Raw genomic sequence first — 15207 nt, 5'->3', positions numbered from 1 at the left:
GACCTCAACTCTGCCTGGCTGTCGAACACGTCACGTCTCGCCCCAGGCCCCTGCTCTGTCGAGAACACCGTACGCCCGGCCCGGCCCGCCCGGTATCGCGGGCTCAGGCCACAATGGGGCCGATGCCGAACATGGATCGGACCGTCAACTGGTCCCTGGTGGTACCCCTGAAGCCCCTGGCGCTGGCGAAGAGCAGACTCGCACCGGCGGCGTCCGACGCGGTGCGCCCGGGGCTCGCGCTGGCCTTCGCGCAGGACACGGTGGCGGCGGCGCTGGCTTGTTCCGCGGTACGTGATGTGGCCGTCGTCACCAACGACGCACTGGCCGCGGTGGAACTGGCCGCACTGGGTGCCCGGATTGTGCCGGATATCTCCGCGAGCGGGCTCAACCCGGCGCTGGCGCACGGTGCGCGTTCGGTCCGTGCGCTGCGCCCCGGTGCGGCCGTGGCAGCACTGAATGCCGATCTTCCGGCGCTGCGCCCGGAGGAATTGCTGCGGGTACTCGAACGGGCCGCTGATTTTCCCCGCGCATTTCTGACGGACGCCGCGGGAATCGGCACGACTTTACTGACAGCGACGCCGGGCACGGAATTGATCCCGGCTTTCGGTGGCCTTTCACGGGCCCGGCATTCCGCGTCGGGAGCGGTGGAAATACTTCTCGATGACGTCCGTTCGGTGCGCCAGGACGTGGACACCGGGGACGATCTGCTGGCCGCGGTGGCCCTGGGCCTCGGCCCGCACACGGCCGTACGGTACGCGGCCACGGCGGGGTGACGGTCCGGGCCGGCACCGGCAGCCCGACCTCTGTCGCGCACCAGGTCGTAAGCTTCGGGCATGCAGGCGACCGCGTACACGTACGACTCCGAGTCCCGCAGCGGCAGCGTGCTGCTCGACGACGGCACCCCGGTGGCTTTCGGCGCCCCGGCCTTCGACGCGGGGGGCCTGAGACTGTTGCGGCCCGGACAGCGGGTACGGATCGAGACGACGGGCGAGGGCGACTCCCTGAACATCTCGCTGGTGACGCTCCAGACCTTCTGAAACCCGCGCACAGCCCGCGCACGCAGCACGACACACGGCAGAACGCACCGCGGGCCGGACTCCCGAAGGAGTCCGGCCCGACGCGTGGGTGGCCCGTGCCGCCTACTTCTTCCTGGCGGTGGCCTTCTTGGCGGTGGTCTTGCGCGCCGTGGTCTTCTTCGCGGGCGCCTTCTTGGCCACGGTCTTCTTGGCCGGCGCGGTCTTCTTGGCGGTGGCCTTCTTCGCAGTGGCCTTCTTCGCCGGGGCGGCCTTCTTCGCGACCGCCTTGGCCGTGGTGGCCTTCTTGGCCGTGGTGGCCTTCTTGGCCGCCACCGTCTTCTTGGCGGCGGTCTTCGCTGCCGTGGTCTTCTTCGCGGCCGTCTTCTTGGCGGCGGTGGCCTTCTTGGCCGCGGCCTTCTTGACGGTCGTACGGGTGGAAGAACCGCCCGAGAGGCTGCCCTTGGGCGCCTTCTTCACGGCCACGTCGTTCTTCGGGAGCTTCTTCGAGCCGCTGACGAGGTCCTTGAAGCCCTGGCCCGCGCGGAAACGCGGCACCGAGGTCTTCTTGACCCGTACGCGCTCACCCGTCTGCGGGTTGCGGGCGTAACGGGCCGGACGGTCGACCTTCTCGAACGAGCCGAAGCCGGTGACCGATACACGGTCGCCGCCGACAACTGCGCGGACGATCGCGTCCAGTACGGCATCGACAGCGTCTGCGGCCTGCTGGCGGCCACCGACCTTGTCGGCAATGGCCTCTACGAGCTGCGCCTTGTTCACGTCTTCCCCTTCGGAGACATTGCCCGAACGAAACTGTTCAGGCTTTTTCGCACGTTAGGCAGATATATACCGCAAATCAAACACGAAACGGTCTAATCACCCTTGTGCCGCAACGAACTCAACCGCTGCGGAGTTGCACCAAGGGAGTTGCCATCGGGGAATCGACCCTCGTCGAGGTCCTTCATCAACCGGTCCAGCCGCGTTGCTGCATCGGTGAGATCGTGCTTCGCCGTGGCCGTGATGACCAACAGCTTCCGGGACAGCGCCATCCTTACGCCCTCCGGGACTTGCAGTTCACGCACCCTTGTGTGCGCTTCTTTCATTTGTTCGGCGACTTCCGCGTAGAGCTTGAGTTGGTTGTCGCGTCCCATGCGCCGATTGTGCCATCTGGGGCGAGTTGTCGCCCGACGGGGGCTCAACAAGCGACTGCGCCCCCTGCCGGCTGGCAGGGGGCGCAGTCCTGAATAAGTGCTGCTCAGGCGTTAATTGTACGCGGCTTGAAGGCCGGTCGGGCCGCCTCGTAAGCCGTGATGTCCGCTTCGTTCTGAAGGGTGAGGCTGATGTCGTCCAGGCCGTTCAGCAGCCGCCAGCGGGCGTTCTCGTCGAGCTCGAAGTCGGCGGTGATGCCCTCCGCGAGCACCTGGCGGCTCTCCAGGTCCACCGTGACCTCGGCGGTCGGATCGGCCTCGGTCAGCTCCCAGATGGCGTCCACGATCTTCTGGTCGAGAACCACCGTCAGGAGCCCGTTCTTGAGCGAGTTCCCGCGGAAGATGTCGGCGAACCGGGACGAGATCACGGTCTTGAAGCCGTAGTTCTGCAGGGCCCACACCGCGTGTTCGCGGGAGGAGCCGGTACCGAAGTCGGGACCCGCGACCAGCACCGTCGCACCCTTGCGCTCGGGCTGGTTGAGCACGAACTGCGGGTCCTTGCGCCAGGCCTCGAAGAGCCCGCCCTCGAAGCCGTCGCGGGTGACCTTCTTCAGCCAGTGGGCCGGGATGATCTGGTCGGTGTCGACGTTGCCGCGGCGCAGCGGGACGACCCGGCCGGTGTGCTTGGTGAAAGCTTCCATGGAAATCAGGCCTCCACGAGGGTCGGAGCGTCGGACAGGTCGGCCGGCGAGGCCAGCCGGCCCAGCACGGCGGTGGCGGCGGCCACCTGCGGGGAGACCAGGTGCGTACGGCCGCCCTTGCCCTGCCTGCCCTCGAAGTTACGGTTGGAGGTGGACGCCGAACGCTCGCCGGGCGCGAGTTGGTCCGGGTTCATGCCCAGGCACATCGAGCAGCCCGCGTGCCGCCATTCGGCGCCCGCCGCGGTGAATACCTTGTTCAGGCCTTCCTCGACGGCCTGCAGGGCGACGCGTACCGAGCCCGGGACGACCAGCATCCGTACCCCGTCGGCGACTTTGCGGCCTTCCAGGACGGCCGCCGCGTTGCGCAGGTCCTCGATACGGCCGTTGGTGCAGGAACCTACGAAGACCGTGTCGACCTTGATGTCACGCAGCGGCTGCCCGGCGGTCAACCCCATGTATTCCAGGGCCTTTTCGGCGGCCAGACGCTCCGAGGCGTCTTCGTACGAAGCCGGGTCGGGGACGCTGGCGGAAAGCGGGGCGCCCTGGCCGGGGTTGGTGCCCCAGGTGACGAACGGGGCCAGTTCGGCGCCGTCGATGAACACCTCGGCGTCGAAGACCGCGTCGTCGTCGGTGCGCAGGGTCTTCCAGTACTCGACCGCCGCGTCCCAGTCTGCGCCCTGCGGGGCGTGGTCGCGGCCCTGGAGGTAGTCGAAGGTGGTCTGGTCGGGGGCGATCATGCCGGCCCGCGCACCCGCCTCGATCGACATGTTGCAGATGGTCATGCGGGCTTCCATCGAGAGCTTCTCGATGGCGGAGCCGCGGTACTCCAGGATGTAGCCCTGGCCGCCGCCGGTGCCGATCCGGGCGATGATCGCCAGGATCAGGTCCTTGGCCGTGACGGAGTCGGGCAGTTCGCCCTCGACCGTGATGGCCATCGTCATGGGGCGGGCCATCGGCAGCGTCTGGGTCGCCAGCACGTGCTCGACCTGCGAGGTGCCGATCCCGAACGCCAGCGCTCCGAAGGCACCGTGGGTGGAGGTGTGGCTGTCACCGCAGACCACCGTGGTGCCCGGCTGGGTCAGACCCAGCTGCGGCCCCACGACGTGGACGACACCCTGCTCGACGTCGCCCAGCGGGTGCAGTCGCACGCCGAACTCCGCGCAGTTCTTGCGCAGTGTCTCCAGCTGGACCCGGGAGACCGGGTCCGCGATGGGCTTGTCGATGTCGATGGTCGGGGTGTTGTGGTCCTCGGTGGCGATGGTGAGGTCGAGGCGCCGCACCGGCCGGCCGTTCTGGCGCAGGCCGTCGAACGCCTGCGGGCTGGTCACCTCGTGCAGCAGGTGCAGATCGATGAAGAGGAGGTCGGGCTCGCCTTCCGCGCGCCTGACGACATGGTCGTCCCAGACCTTCTCCGCGAGTGTCCTACCCATCGCTTTCCCTCCGGCCGGCGCCTTCGCCGGCCCAACTAGAAATCGGGCGTCCCCGTCCGAACCCCCGTACCGGGCGGGCAACTGCGAGTCGTTGTACGACCGCCCCTACAGGTTGGCAAGTTCCCTGGAAAATTGAACTTGCGTTTCACAGAGTGAGACGCGAGTATCGTTGCATGGACAACTCTAGCGGCGTCGGCGTTCTCGACAAGGCAGCTCTGGTATTGAGCGCTCTGGAGTCCGGTCCGGCCACCCTCGCCGGGCTGGTCGCGGCGACCGGGCTCGCACGACCCACGGCACACCGGCTCGCCGTGGCACTGGAACACCACCGTCTGGTGGCGAGGGACATGCAGGGCCGGTTCATACTCGGCCCCCGCCTCTCCGAGCTCGCCGCGGCGGCGGGCGAGGACCGGCTGCTGGCCACGGCCGGACCGGTACTGACACATCTGCGCGACGTCACCGGTGAGAGCGCCCAGCTCTACCGGCGCCAGGGCGACATGCGGATCTGCGTGGCGGCGGCGGAGCGGCTGTCGGGGCTGCGGGACACCGTCCCGGTCGGCTCCACACTCACCATGAAGGCCGGTTCGTCCGCCCAGATCCTGATGGGCTGGGAGGAGCCCGAACGTCTCCACCGGGGGCTCCAGGGCGCCCGGTTCACGGCGACGGCGCTCTCGGGCGTCCGGCGCAGGGGCTGGGCCCAGTCGATCGGCGAGCGCGAGCCCGGCGTGGCCTCGGTCTCCGCTCCGGTACGCGGGCCGTCGAACCGCGTGGTCGCCGCGGTCTCCGTATCGGGACCGATCGAGCGGCTGACCCGGCACCCGGGGCGGATGCACGCCCAGGCGGTCATCGACGCCGCGGGCAGGCTCTCCGAGGCGCTGCGCCGTACCGGCTGAACCACCCACCCGCACCGACCCGCACATCCAGCCCCCGAGGCCGCCCCAACGTCGTGGCGGCCCCTGTCCCCCACTGCCGCGCTCATCCGCGACGAATTCCCAACTCGGCATACAGAAAAGGTCCTTCACCGAAGTGAAGGACCTTCCTCATGGGTACCCCCGACCGGATTCGAACCGGCGCTACTGCCGTGAGAGGGCAGCGTGCTAGGCCGCTACACAACGGGGGCTTGTACTGCGGTCGAGCAACTACGCTGGGCTACCAGGACTCGAACCTAGAATGACGGTACCAGAAACCGTTGTGTTGCCAATTACACCATAGCCCATGGTGGAGTACCCCCGACCGGATTCGAACCGGCGCTACTGCCGTGAGAGGGCAGCGTGCTAGGCCGCTACACAACGGGGGCCCTAGCGATCCTGCATCAAGTTCATCGGGTGCGACCCTGAAGAACTCACGGGAAGGATCTGTACCCCCGACCGGATTCGAACCGGCGCTACTGCCGTGAGAGGGCAGCGTGCTAGGCCGCTACACAACGGGGGCTTGTACTGCAAGGATTGCTACTACTGGTTTTGCGCTGGGCTACCAGGACTCGAACCTAGAATGACGGTACCAGAAACCGTTGTGTTGCCAATTACACCATAGCCCACCAAAGCGCAACCCCTTTATGGGGTCTTGCTCGGCTTGCGCTGTCCGCTCCGGCCTTCCGGCCCGGTCGGGCGGCGCAAGAAGAACATTACCTGAAGGTGGACGGCGCTCCAAAACGGGTATCGCCCCGCAGCAGGCCGGGTAGCCGGCCGAGTCCGGTGATCCGGACCAGTTCGGGCCGCCCTCCGCGATCTTGGCGGTCGAGCCAGACCGCGGACAGTCCGGCGGCGAGCGCACCGGCCGCGTCGATGTCCGGCTGATCTCCGACGTACAGGACCTCCCCCGGTACGAGCCCCAGGGCGTCACAGGCGGCGTGGAAGGCCCCCGGTGCGGGTTTGGCGACGCCCAGTTCGGCGGCGCAGACCAGCACCTCGAACCGGTCCCGTACACCGAGCGTGCGCAGTTTGTGTTCCTGGTTGTGGGCGGCGGAGTTCGACAGCACGCCATGGCGGTAGTCCGCCGTCAGCTGGTCCAGGGCCGGCAGGAAGTCGGGGAAGAGCTCCCAGGCGGCCTCGTAGCGGGCGAGATGACGGGCGAACCAGGCGTCCGCCGCCTCGTCGCTCAGTGCCCCGCCCGTGAACGAGCGGACCCGGTCGCGGCGCTGGCCCTGCCAGTCCGTCTCCCCTGCCGAGAAACGCGCCCAGCACTGGTCGGTGATCTCCCGCCAACGGACGAGGGCCTGCTCGACGGACTCGTATCCGTCGGGCAGGCCCTCGGCCTCCAGATGCTGTCGCATGCCGATGCGGTCGGCGCTGGTGTAGTCGAAGATCGTGTCGTCGATGTCCCAGAGGATCGCGCGTATCTGCATGTGTTCCAGCCTAGGACGGCAACACCCGGGCTGTCGGTGGTTCTTTACGCGGACAGCTTCGCCAGCGCCGCGTCGATCCGCTGGAGCGAGCGCTCCTTGCCCAGGATCTCCAGGGACTCGAAGAGCGGCAGGCCGACCGTGCGGCCGGTGACCGCGACGCGGACCGGGGCCTGGGCCTTGCCGAGCTTCAGGCCGTGGGTCTCGCCGGCTGCCAGGACGGCTGCCTTGAGCGCCTCGGGGCTGGTCCAGTCGGCGTCGGCCAGGTTGGCGCGGGCCGTGGTGAGGAGGGCGACCGGGTCGCCCTTCATCGCCTTGGTCCAGGACGCCTCGTCCTCGACCGGCTGGTCCAGGAAGAGGAAGTCGACGTTGGCCGTGATGTCCGAGAGGACCGTGAGGCGGGTCTGGGCGTGCGGGGCGATGGCCTCCCAGGCGGCCTGGTCGAAGTTCTCCTCCGGCCAGTTCGCGTGCGGGGCGCGCAGCCACGGGGTGCAGGCCTCGGTGAAGGCCTTCACGTCCAGCAGCCGGATGTGGTCGGCGTTGATCGCCTCGGCCTTCTTCAGGTCGAAGCGGGCCGGGTTGGCGTTGACGTCCTTGATGTCGAACTTCTCGACCAGCTCGGCGACCGTGAAGATGTCCCGGTCCGCGGAGAACGACCAGCCCAGCAGGGACAGGTAGTTGAGCAGCCCCTCGGGGAGGAAGCCGCGCTCGCGGTAGAGGTTGAGGGACGCCTCGGGGTCACGCTTGGAGAGCTTCTTGTTGCCCTCGCCCATGACGTACGGGAGGTGTCCGAAGAGCGGGATCTGCTTGGCGACGCCCAGTTCGATCAGCGCCTTGTAGAGCGCGATCTGGCGCGGGGTGGAGGAGAGCAGGTCCTCGCCGCGCAGCACGTGCGTGATCTCCATCAGCGCGTCGTCGACCGGGTTGACGAGCGTGTAGAGGGGGGCGCCGTTGGCCCGGACGATCCCGAAGTCCGGCACGTTCTCCGGGGTGAAGGTGAGTTCACCGCGGACCAGGTCGTCGAAGGTGATCGTCTCGTCGGGCATCCGGAAGCGGACGATGGACGTACGGCCCTCGGCCTTGTAGGCGGCGGTCTGCTCCTCGGTGAGGTCGCGGCAGTGGCCGTCGTACCCCGAGGGCCTGCCGGCCTTGCGGGCGGCGTCGCGGCGCTCGTCCAGCTCGGCGGTGGTGCAGTAGCAGTCGTACGCGTGGCCCGCGTCCTGGAGCCTCTTCGCGATGTCCGCGTAGATGTCCATGCGCTGCGACTGGCGGTACGGCGCGTGCGGGCCGCCGACCTCGTCGGGGCCCTCGTCCCAGTCGAGACCGAGCCAGCTCAGCGAGTCGAGGAGCTGGTTGTACGACTCCTCGGAGTCGCGGGCCGCGTCGGTGTCTTCGATACGGAAGACCATGGTGCCGCCGGTGTGCCGGGCGAACGCCCAGTTGAACAGGGCGGTACGGACCAGGCCCACGTGCGGGTTGCCGGTCGGGGAGGGACAGAAACGTACGCGGACGGTCGCGTTAGCCACGCTTGATCACCTTGTTGGTGAGAGTGCCGATGCCTTCGATGGTGACGGCGACCTCGTCGCCGATGTTGAGCGGTCCGACGCCGGCCGGGGTGCCGGTCAGGATGACGTCTCCGGGAAGGAGTGTCATGGCGTCGGAGATGTTGACGATCAGATCCTCGATGGAGTGGATCATCTCGCTGGTCCGGCCGAGTTGGCGCTGGTCGCCGTTGACCGTGGCCTGGATGGTGAGGTCGGACGGGTCGAGGTCGGTCTCCACCCAGGGGCCCAGCGGACACGAGGTGTCGAAGCCCTTGGCCCTGGCCCACTGCTTCTCGCGCTTCTGGACGTCGCGGGCGGTCACGTCGTTGGCGCAGGTGTAGCCGAAGATGACGTCCTTGACGCGTTCGCGCGGGACCTCGCGGCACATCCGGCCGATGACCACGGCCAGTTCGGCCTCGTGGTGCAGCTCGCTGGAGAAGGAGGGGTACTCGATGGCGTCGCCGGAGCCGATCACCGAGGTGGTGGGCTTGAAGAAGGCGAACGGGGCGTCCGGGACCTCGTTGCCGAGTTCTGCCGCGTGCTCCGCGTAGTTGCGGCCGAAGGCGACGACCTTGTTGGGGAGCACGGGCGGCAGCAGCCGGACCTTGCTCAGCGGGACCTTGGTGCCCGAGAGCTCGAAGTCGGCGTACGGAATGCCCTTGATGATGTCGAGGACGAGACCGGCTGCGTTGCCGGTGTCTTCGCCCTCGACCGCGCCGAAGGCGACATTGCCGTCGATGGAGAATCTGGCGATGCGCACGAGTGCTGTCGCCCCTCACTTACTGGCTGGCTGGAGTCTGACGCTCCAGGCTAACTCGGGCGGGGAGGGGCTGCCGCGCGATTACCCCGCGTCACTCGGCGTCGGTGACCTGCGTCGGGGCGGGTGCTTCCATCAGGATGGTGCGGCGGGGGTTGGCCGTCGCGGTGGGCAGGGTCACGGCGTGCTCCGGCTGCTCGGGGCGCTGCAGCTGCTCGGCGTCCGCGAGGTGGGCGAGCGTGGTGCGGCGGGGGTTGGCAGTGTTGCGGAACAACGTCGTCGTCTTCATCTGCTTGTTCGGCCCTGTCGGTCGGGGGCGCGGAGCGCCGGGTTGTCGGATTCGCCATCCCTGTAAAGCGTCAGGCTAAACATCTGATTCCCCGCAGAAGCGTGGAGGGGACAACGATCTAGGTGTGAGTTTCCTCACGACTCACCGGATAATTGGGGCATCTCAGACAGTCAACCCTCTACCACCAAAGGGACATTGCGTACCTGAACCATTCATTCCGCTCCTGATCGTCGCGACTGGGACACCCCCCGGCCGTAAGCGGTACGTAAACAAAAGTCCGATTCCTCCGTGATCACTTTCTACGCCTGGTAACTCGGTGCTCACGCCCTGTCAATAAGGTCACGGCCAGGTACTTGGCCCTTGTTGGAGATCCGTCACTGTGCTGGAATTCCACGCACTGCCGCGCAGTCTTTGTGGAGACACGACCGGACCGGCGCACGACGGGCGCAACGCAGCGCCGAGTGGCGGCGGTGAAGGGGGAAAGTAAAGACGCCGGTCACTGACGACCACCATGGGGCGCGCCGCGCCCCACGACTCGACACCGTGCCACCGCCTGTGCGGAGGGACGCCTGGTCCAGAGGTTGCGACGCTAGTGCAGGGACGTTTCAAGAGGGATGGCAGCGCTGCGGCGGAACAGGAGCCGCGCGGCGGGACCGACCGCGCCTCCTCCCCCCAGCACGCCCAGAACCCGCAGAACCACGGTCCGGCCTCGGCCGGCGCGGGTGAGTCCAGAGGTTCGGCCTCGGCCTCGGTCCCGGCTGCTCCGAAGTCGAAGGGCCCGGTCAGCACCGGCTCACGAATAGCCCTGCGCAACTGGCGCATCAGTACCCGTCTCGTGTCGCTGCTGGCACTGCCCGTGGTCGCCGCGACCACCCTCGGCGGGCTGCGCATCGACGACTCGCTGACCAAGATGCAGCAGCTGGACCACATGCAGCTGCTCACCCAGATGACCAAGCAGGCGACCGAGCTGGCCGCCGCGCTCCAGGAGGAGCGGGACAAGTCCGCGGGTCCGCTGGCACACGGCGCGAAGGCCGACGACTTCAACGTCGCGGAGCCGCGCAAGCGCACCGACCTCGCCGACAAGGCATTCCTCGACGGCACCACGCAGTTCGACAGCACCAAGCGTGACGAGTCGATCGAGTCGATCCGGGGCAGCCTCCGCGGCATCGCCACCAAGCTGACCCGCCTCAAGGCCATCCGCGCCGACGCCTACCAGGGCAATGCCACCACCACGCAGACGGTCAACGAGTACAGCGAACTGATCGACTCGCTGCTCGGCCTCTCGCAGGACATGGCACAGGCGACCGCCAACCCCGAGATGATCAAGCGCACGCGCGCCCTGGCGGCCTTCTCGTCCGCCAAGGAGTACGCGTCCATCCAGCGGGCGGTCATCTCCGCGGCCCTGCCGCCGAACAAGAAGGACCACGGCCACCTGGAGGAGAGCGACCGGCTCTTCGCCAAGTCCGCGATGCAGAGCGAGGAGGACGCGCTCAAGTCCTTCAAGCTGGTCTACGCGGGCAACTCCGCGACGCTGACCGCCCCGTTGGACACCGGTAACCCGGAGATCACGGCGGCCAACCTGTACGCGAAGCACGTCCTGGAGAACCAGGGCGGTCTGGCCAACCAGGCCCCTCGTTCGTACAAGGACTGGTACGACGCGGACAGCAACCGCATCACGGCCATGAAGACCATCGAGGCCACGCTGCTCGGCGAGATGGAGCAGAAGGCCCGCTCGCTGCGGAACGACGCCGAGAGCGAGGCGATCATGAACGCCGCGCTGATCGTGCTCGTCCTGGGTGTGTCGCTGGTCGGCGCCTACGTCGTCGCCCGGTCCATGATCCGTTCGCTGCGCCGGCTGCAGGACACCGCCACCAAGGTCGCCGGGGAGCGCCTGCCCGAGCTGGTCAAGCAGCTGTCCGAGACCGACCCGCAGGACGTGGACACCTCCGTCGAGTCCGTCGGTGTGCACAGCCGGGACGAGATCGGACAGGTCGCCGCGGCCTTCGACGACGTGCACCGCGAGGCTGTCCGGCTCGCCTCCGAGCAGGCCATGCTGCGGGGCAACGTCAACGCGATGTTCACCAACCTCTCGCGCCGCAGCCAGGGCCTCATCCAGCGCCAACTCTCGCTCATCTCCGAGCTGGAGTCGCGTGAGGCCGACCCGGACCAGCTGTCCTCGCTCTTCAAGCTCGACCACCTCGCGACCCGTATGCGCCGGAACGGTGAGAACCTCCTCGTCCTCGCGGGCGAGGAGCCGGGCCGCCGGTGGACCCGTCCCGTGCCGCTGGTCGACGTGCTCCGCGCCGCCGCGTCCGAGGTGGAGCAGTACGAGCGCATCGAGCTGGCGGCGGTTCCCGCGACCGAGGTCGCGGGCCGCGTGGTCAACGACCTCGTCCACCTGCTCGCCGAGCTGCTGGAGAACGCGACGTCGTTCTCCTCGCCGCAGACGAAGGTCCGCGTCACCGGGCACGCGCTGCCCGACGGCCGGGTCCTCGTCGAGATCCACGACACCGGTATCGGTCTCTCCCCCGAGGACCTCGCGGCGATCAACGAGCGGCTCGCCTCGCCGCCCACCGTGGACGTCTCGGTGTCCCGCCGGATGGGTCTGTTCGTGGTCGGCCGGCTGTCCCTGCGACACGGCATCCGCATCCAGCTCAGGCCGTCCGACTCCGGTGGTACGACCGCGCTGGTCATGCTGCCCGTCGATGTCGCCCAGGGCGGCAAGAAGGCCCCGGCCAAGCCCGGAGTCCCCGGCGGACAGCCGCAGATGGGGCAGATGGGGCAGAAGCCTCCGTCGGCCGGCTCCGGCCGGGTCGGTCCGGGTACTCCGCGCGGCCAGGTCGGCGCCGGTACTCCGCGTGGTCAGGTCGGGGCGGGCACCCCGCGCGGCCAGGTCGCGGGGAACGGACCGCGCGCCGCGCTGCCCTCCCGCGACGGAGACCGTTCGATCCACCCCGGCGGCCCGCAGCAGGGCGGGGCACCGCAGCAGCCCGGTCCGCCGCAGGGCACTTCGGCGCCGGCCCCCGCTTCGATGAACGCCTTCGGCGCCGGGGCGCCCATGCCCCGCCGCATGGGCCAGGGCGGTCAGGACGGCCAGGGCGGTAACGGTCCCGGGCGCCGGCAGCCCGGCCAGCAGTTCCCCCAGCAGTCGGGGAACGACGCCTTCCAGCCTCAGCCGGGACGTCAGCAGCAGCTGCCGCCCAGCGGCGGTCCCCGGGCCGAGCTGCCCGGCGGTAACCCCCAGCCGCAGGCGGCGCAGCGCCCGCAGACCCCGAGCTGGGGCAACGAACTGCCGCAGCGCGGTGGGCCCGACGTGCCGCGCGGCCACGAGGAGACGGACGCGGGCGGACCGGGTGCGCAGTACCGGCAGCCGTTGCGGCCGATGCGTCAGTCCAACGGGGCGCCGCCCCATGGCGCCCAGCCCGGCGGATTCCCTTCCCAGGACCGGCAGGGCGGGTCCGACACGTTCTTCAACGAGCGGCAGGGCCCGGGATCCACCGCCGAGTTCCAGCGTCCGGACTTCGACGGGCCGCCGCCGCAGAGCACCGGCCAGTTCGAGCGCTCCGACGTCTTCGAGCGCCCGGACGTCCGTGGCCCCCAGCGGCGCCCGCAGATTCCTCAGGTGCCCCAGGTGCAGCAGCACCAGGAACCGCACCAGCAGGACGCCGGGTACCAGGAGCCGCAGTACCAGGAGCCGCAGCAGCAGCCGCAGGACCCCGCGTCCACGGCGCAGTTCCCGCGGCCGGAGTTCTCGGACTTCAACGCACCGCGCCCGCCTGCCCCTTCGGAGGCTCCGGGCGGTCTGCCGAACCGGCGTGACCGCGAGAACGACGGCCCCGCGCCGGGCCTGCCGCGTCCCGCCGTCCCCCACAGCCTGCCGCAGCAGCCCCAGTACGACGCGCTGCCGCCGGCCGCCGATCCCGGTGACGGCCGTACGCCGCTCTACGACACGCTGGAGACCAACTGGTTCCACGGCGCGCAGGCCGCGAGGGCCGCCGAGCCGCAGGAACCCTCCGTACCCCAGCAGCCGACGGCGGCTGCCTCTCCGGCACCCCGCCGTGAGCCCGCCGGGCAGGGCGGACCGAGCACCACCTGGCGCTCGTCTCCCAACGACGAACTCGTACGGCAGGCGGAGCGGGCGAAGAAGCCCGCAGCCGGTGGTGTCACCACATCCGGTCTGCCCCGACGGGTACCGCGTGCCAATCTGGTCCCCGGCACCGCACAGCAGCAGGCCCACCAGGCCGGTCCGCAGGTTTCGCGTGCGCCAGACGACGTACGCGGCCGGCTGACCAATCTCCGGCGTGGCATCCAGCAGGGCCGCCAAGCCGGAACCGGCCCCTCTCACCAGCAGGAGCACTAGTTGAGTCCGATGAGCCAGGCGGCGCAGAATCTGAACTGGTTGATCACGAACTTCGTGGACAACACCCCCGGGGTGTCCCACACGGTGGTGGTCTCTGCCGACGGACTTCTTCTGGCCATGTCCGAAGGCTTTCCGCGTGACCGTGCCGACCAATTGGCGGCAGTGGCCTCCGGGCTGACCTCGCTCACCGCGGGTGCCTCCCGGATCTTCGAAGGCGGCGACGTCGCCCAGACCGTGGTGGAGATGGAGCGCGGCTTCCTCTTCCTCATGTCGGTCTCGGACGGCTCCTCGCTGGCCGTGCTCTCCCACCCGGACTGCGACATCGGTCTGGTCGGATACGAGATGGCCCTGCTGGTCGACCGTGCGGGCAGCGTCCTCACCCCGGACCTGCGCGCCGAACTCCAGGGGAGCTTGCTCCACTAGACAGCGTCACCCACAGGTTTTGCCCGTACCTTCCTCACCTACCGTCCGGCCGTATCCCGACCCCCCCACCGGCCCAAACAGACGGCACTCCGACTCACCGCTGTCACGCCCGGAGGATCCATGACCCCGCCCCCCGCCTCGCACGATCCGTACGGCGCCCTGCACGACGCGTCGTACGACAGTGAGGGCAACCAGCCGCTGGTACGTCCGTACGCCATGACCGGCGGCCGGACCCGGCCGCGCTACCAGCTCGCCATCGAGGCGCTGGTCAGCACCACGGCCGACCCGGTGCATCTCGCGGGCCTGCTCCCCGAGCACCAGCGGATCTGCCACCTGTGCCGCGAGGTCAAGTCGGTGGCCGAGGTCTCGGCGCTGCTCTCGATGCCGCTGGGCGTCGCCCGGATCCTCGTGGCCGACCTGGCGGAGGCCGGCATGGTGGCCATCCACCAGCCGGGCAACGGCGAGGCCGGCGGTACCCCGGACGTCACACTGCTCGAAAGGGTGCTCAGTGGACTTCGCAAGCTCTAGCGGCGGAGCGGCTCGATCGACCACCTCCGCGAAGATCGTGGTGGCGGGGGGCTTCGGCGTCGGCAAGACCACCTTCGTCGGCGCCGTCTCGGAGATCAACCCGCTGCGTACCGAGGCCGTCATGACGTCCGCTTCCGCGGGCATCGACGACCTCACGCACACCGGGGACAAGACGACGACCACCGTCGCCATGGACTTCGGACGCATCACGCTCGACCAGGACCTGATCCTGTACCTGTTCGGCACCCCCGGGCAGGACCGCTTCTGGTTCATGTGGGACGACCTGGTGCGCGGCGCGATCGGCGCCATCGTGCTGGTCGACACCCGCAGGCTGTCCGACTGCTTCCCGGCGGTCGACTACTTCGAGAACTCGGGGCTGCCGTTCGTCATCGCCCTCAACGGCTTCGACGGACACCAGCCGTACACCCCCGACGAGGTCCGCGAGGCCCTGCAGATCGGCCCCGACACCCCGATCCTCACCACGGACGCGCGACACCGCGCAGATGCAAAGAGCGGACTCATCACCCTCGTCGAGCACGCACTCATGGCACGTCTCAAGTAGTCGTCCCCATACGGCAGTTGCCGTAGGTGTTCTGGGGCGGGCTGCGTCCTTTGACACGATCCGCCCCCATGTTCATAACGTTTCGACAGAGAATTCATCGACTGCGGACACCCG

At 68.9% G+C, this 15207-nt stretch carries 15 protein-coding genes and 5 tRNA genes; 7 read left to right on the top strand and 13 right to left on the bottom strand.

Annotated features, from left to right (window positions below; genetic code table 11):
* The first annotated feature begins 122 nt into the window (after positions 1-122).
* Together cofC and OG709_RS26445 are read left to right on the top strand one after the other, a co-directional pair.
* Positions 123-773 carry a 2-phospho-L-lactate guanylyltransferase gene (gene cofC, locus OG709_RS26450; RefSeq protein WP_250297579.1) on the top strand — a complete coding sequence of 217 codons (651 nt, stop codon included), beginning with the start codon at positions 123-125 and terminating at the stop codon, positions 771-773.
* Between the two features lie 60 nt (positions 774-833).
* A complete protein-coding gene (locus tag OG709_RS26445; protein ID WP_250297580.1) occupies positions 834-1037 on the top strand; it encodes a hypothetical protein in 204 nt (67 codons plus the stop codon).
* A 102-nt stretch (positions 1038-1139) separates the two neighbouring features.
* Here the strand turns inward: OG709_RS26445 and OG709_RS26440 are convergent, their stop codons facing one another.
* The 4 genes from OG709_RS26440 to leuC form a co-directional block, all read right to left on the bottom strand.
* The gene (locus OG709_RS26440) at positions 1140-1793 is read right to left on the bottom strand and encodes an HU family DNA-binding protein (protein WP_250297581.1); all 654 of its coding nucleotides are present in this window, start codon (positions 1791-1793) and stop codon (positions 1140-1142) included.
* 92 nt (positions 1794-1885) lie between these two features.
* Entirely contained in the window at positions 1886-2164 is a 279-nt protein-coding gene (locus OG709_RS26435) for a hypothetical protein (protein ID WP_250297583.1), read from the bottom strand.
* A gap of 104 nt (positions 2165-2268) precedes the next feature.
* The gene (gene leuD / locus OG709_RS26430; RefSeq protein WP_329167786.1) at positions 2269-2862 is read right to left on the bottom strand and encodes a 3-isopropylmalate dehydratase small subunit; all 594 of its coding nucleotides are present in this window, start codon (positions 2860-2862) and stop codon (positions 2269-2271) included.
* A gap of 5 nt (positions 2863-2867) precedes the next feature.
* Positions 2868-4292, bottom strand: a complete 1425-nt coding sequence (gene leuC / locus OG709_RS26425; RefSeq protein WP_266640570.1) for a 3-isopropylmalate dehydratase large subunit — start codon at positions 4290-4292, stop codon at positions 2868-2870.
* 173 nt (positions 4293-4465) lie between these two features.
* Here leuC and ndgR point away from each other — a divergent pair, with 173 nt between their 5' ends.
* Positions 4466-5182, top strand: a complete 717-nt coding sequence (ndgR, locus tag OG709_RS26420) for an IclR family transcriptional regulator NdgR (RefSeq protein WP_250297589.1) — start codon at positions 4466-4468, stop codon at positions 5180-5182.
* Between the two features lie 154 nt (positions 5183-5336).
* Here the strand turns inward: ndgR and OG709_RS26415 are convergent.
* From OG709_RS26415 to OG709_RS26375, 9 genes are all read right to left on the bottom strand, one after another.
* Positions 5337-5409 (bottom strand) — tRNA-Glu (locus OG709_RS26415).
* 24 nt (positions 5410-5433) lie between these two features.
* Positions 5434-5505: transfer RNA gene (locus tag OG709_RS26410), tRNA-Gln, on the bottom strand.
* Between the two features lie 8 nt (positions 5506-5513).
* Positions 5514-5586, bottom strand: a tRNA-Glu gene (locus tag OG709_RS26405).
* A 61-nt stretch (positions 5587-5647) separates the two neighbouring features.
* Positions 5648-5720: transfer RNA gene (locus OG709_RS26400), tRNA-Glu, on the bottom strand.
* A gap of 34 nt (positions 5721-5754) precedes the next feature.
* A tRNA-Gln gene (locus OG709_RS26395) sits at positions 5755-5826 on the bottom strand.
* An 87-nt stretch (positions 5827-5913) separates the two neighbouring features.
* On the bottom strand, positions 5914-6633 hold the full coding sequence (locus OG709_RS26390; RefSeq protein ID WP_250297591.1) for an HAD family hydrolase: 720 nt from the start codon (positions 6631-6633) through the stop codon (positions 5914-5916).
* 44 nt (positions 6634-6677) lie between these two features.
* Positions 6678-8156, bottom strand: coding sequence for a glutamate--tRNA ligase (gene gltX / locus OG709_RS26385; RefSeq protein WP_326693923.1), 1479 nt, complete (start codon positions 8154-8156; stop codon positions 6678-6680).
* Entirely contained in the window at positions 8149-8934 is a 786-nt protein-coding gene (locus tag OG709_RS26380) for a fumarylacetoacetate hydrolase family protein (RefSeq protein ID WP_250297594.1), read from the bottom strand. The genes gltX and OG709_RS26380 overlap by 8 nt, the downstream gene beginning before the upstream one ends.
* Before the next feature lie 91 nt (positions 8935-9025).
* Positions 9026-9220, bottom strand: coding sequence for a hypothetical protein (locus OG709_RS26375; RefSeq protein ID WP_250297595.1), 195 nt, complete (start codon positions 9218-9220; stop codon positions 9026-9028).
* 592 nt (positions 9221-9812) lie between these two features.
* Between OG709_RS26375 and OG709_RS26370 the strand changes: the two genes are divergently transcribed.
* The 4 genes from OG709_RS26370 to OG709_RS26355 all read left to right on the top strand — a co-directional run bounded on the left by OG709_RS26370 (position 9813) and on the right by OG709_RS26355 (position 15093).
* Positions 9813-13580, top strand: coding sequence for a nitrate- and nitrite sensing domain-containing protein (locus OG709_RS26370; protein WP_329167781.1), 3768 nt, complete (start codon positions 9813-9815; stop codon positions 13578-13580).
* Between the two features lie 9 nt (positions 13581-13589).
* Complete coding sequence (locus tag OG709_RS26365; RefSeq protein ID WP_250297614.1) at positions 13590-14003, top strand: roadblock/LC7 domain-containing protein; 414 nt, start codon at positions 13590-13592, stop codon at positions 14001-14003.
* 120 nt (positions 14004-14123) lie between these two features.
* The gene (locus tag OG709_RS26360; protein ID WP_250297599.1) at positions 14124-14531 is read left to right on the top strand and encodes a DUF742 domain-containing protein; all 408 of its coding nucleotides are present in this window, start codon (positions 14124-14126) and stop codon (positions 14529-14531) included.
* Positions 14512-15093 carry a GTP-binding protein gene (locus OG709_RS26355; RefSeq protein WP_250297600.1) on the top strand — a complete coding sequence of 194 codons (582 nt, stop codon included), beginning with the start codon at positions 14512-14514 and terminating at the stop codon, positions 15091-15093. The genes OG709_RS26360 and OG709_RS26355 overlap by 20 nt, the downstream gene beginning before the upstream one ends.
* The last annotated feature ends 114 nt before the right edge of the window (positions 15094-15207 follow it).

Source organism: Streptomyces sp. NBC_01267 (assembly GCF_036241575.1).
Classification (GTDB): Bacteria; Actinomycetota; Actinomycetes; order Streptomycetales; family Streptomycetaceae; genus Streptomyces.
The sequence above is the reverse complement of the archived record's forward strand: the minus strand, read 5'-3'. Positions and strand labels throughout refer to the sequence as shown.

Coding starts and splice junctions, on each gene's coding strand:
- cofC (WP_250297579.1), top strand. CDS start 123: ATGCCGAACATGGATCGGACCGTCAACTGGTCCCTGGTGGTACCCCTG.
- OG709_RS26445 (WP_250297580.1), top strand. CDS start 834: ATGCAGGCGACCGCGTACACGTACGACTCCGAGTCCCGCAGCGGCAGC.
- OG709_RS26435 (WP_250297583.1), bottom strand. CDS start 2,164: ATGGGACGCGACAACCAACTCAAGCTCTACGCGGAAGTCGCCGAACAA.
- leuD (WP_329167786.1), bottom strand. CDS start 2,862: ATGGAAGCTTTCACCAAGCACACCGGCCGGGTCGTCCCGCTGCGCCGC.
- leuC (WP_266640570.1), bottom strand. CDS start 4,292: ATGGGTAGGACACTCGCGGAGAAGGTCTGGGACGACCATGTCGTCAGG.
- ndgR (WP_250297589.1), top strand. CDS start 4,466: ATGGACAACTCTAGCGGCGTCGGCGTTCTCGACAAGGCAGCTCTGGTA.
- OG709_RS26390 (WP_250297591.1), bottom strand. CDS start 6,633: ATGCAGATACGCGCGATCCTCTGGGACATCGACGACACGATCTTCGAC.
- OG709_RS26375 (WP_250297595.1), bottom strand. CDS start 9,220: ATGAAGACGACGACGTTGTTCCGCAACACTGCCAACCCCCGCCGCACC.
- OG709_RS26365 (WP_250297614.1), top strand. CDS start 13,590: ATGAGCCAGGCGGCGCAGAATCTGAACTGGTTGATCACGAACTTCGTG.
- OG709_RS26360 (WP_250297599.1), top strand. CDS start 14,124: ATGACCCCGCCCCCCGCCTCGCACGATCCGTACGGCGCCCTGCACGAC.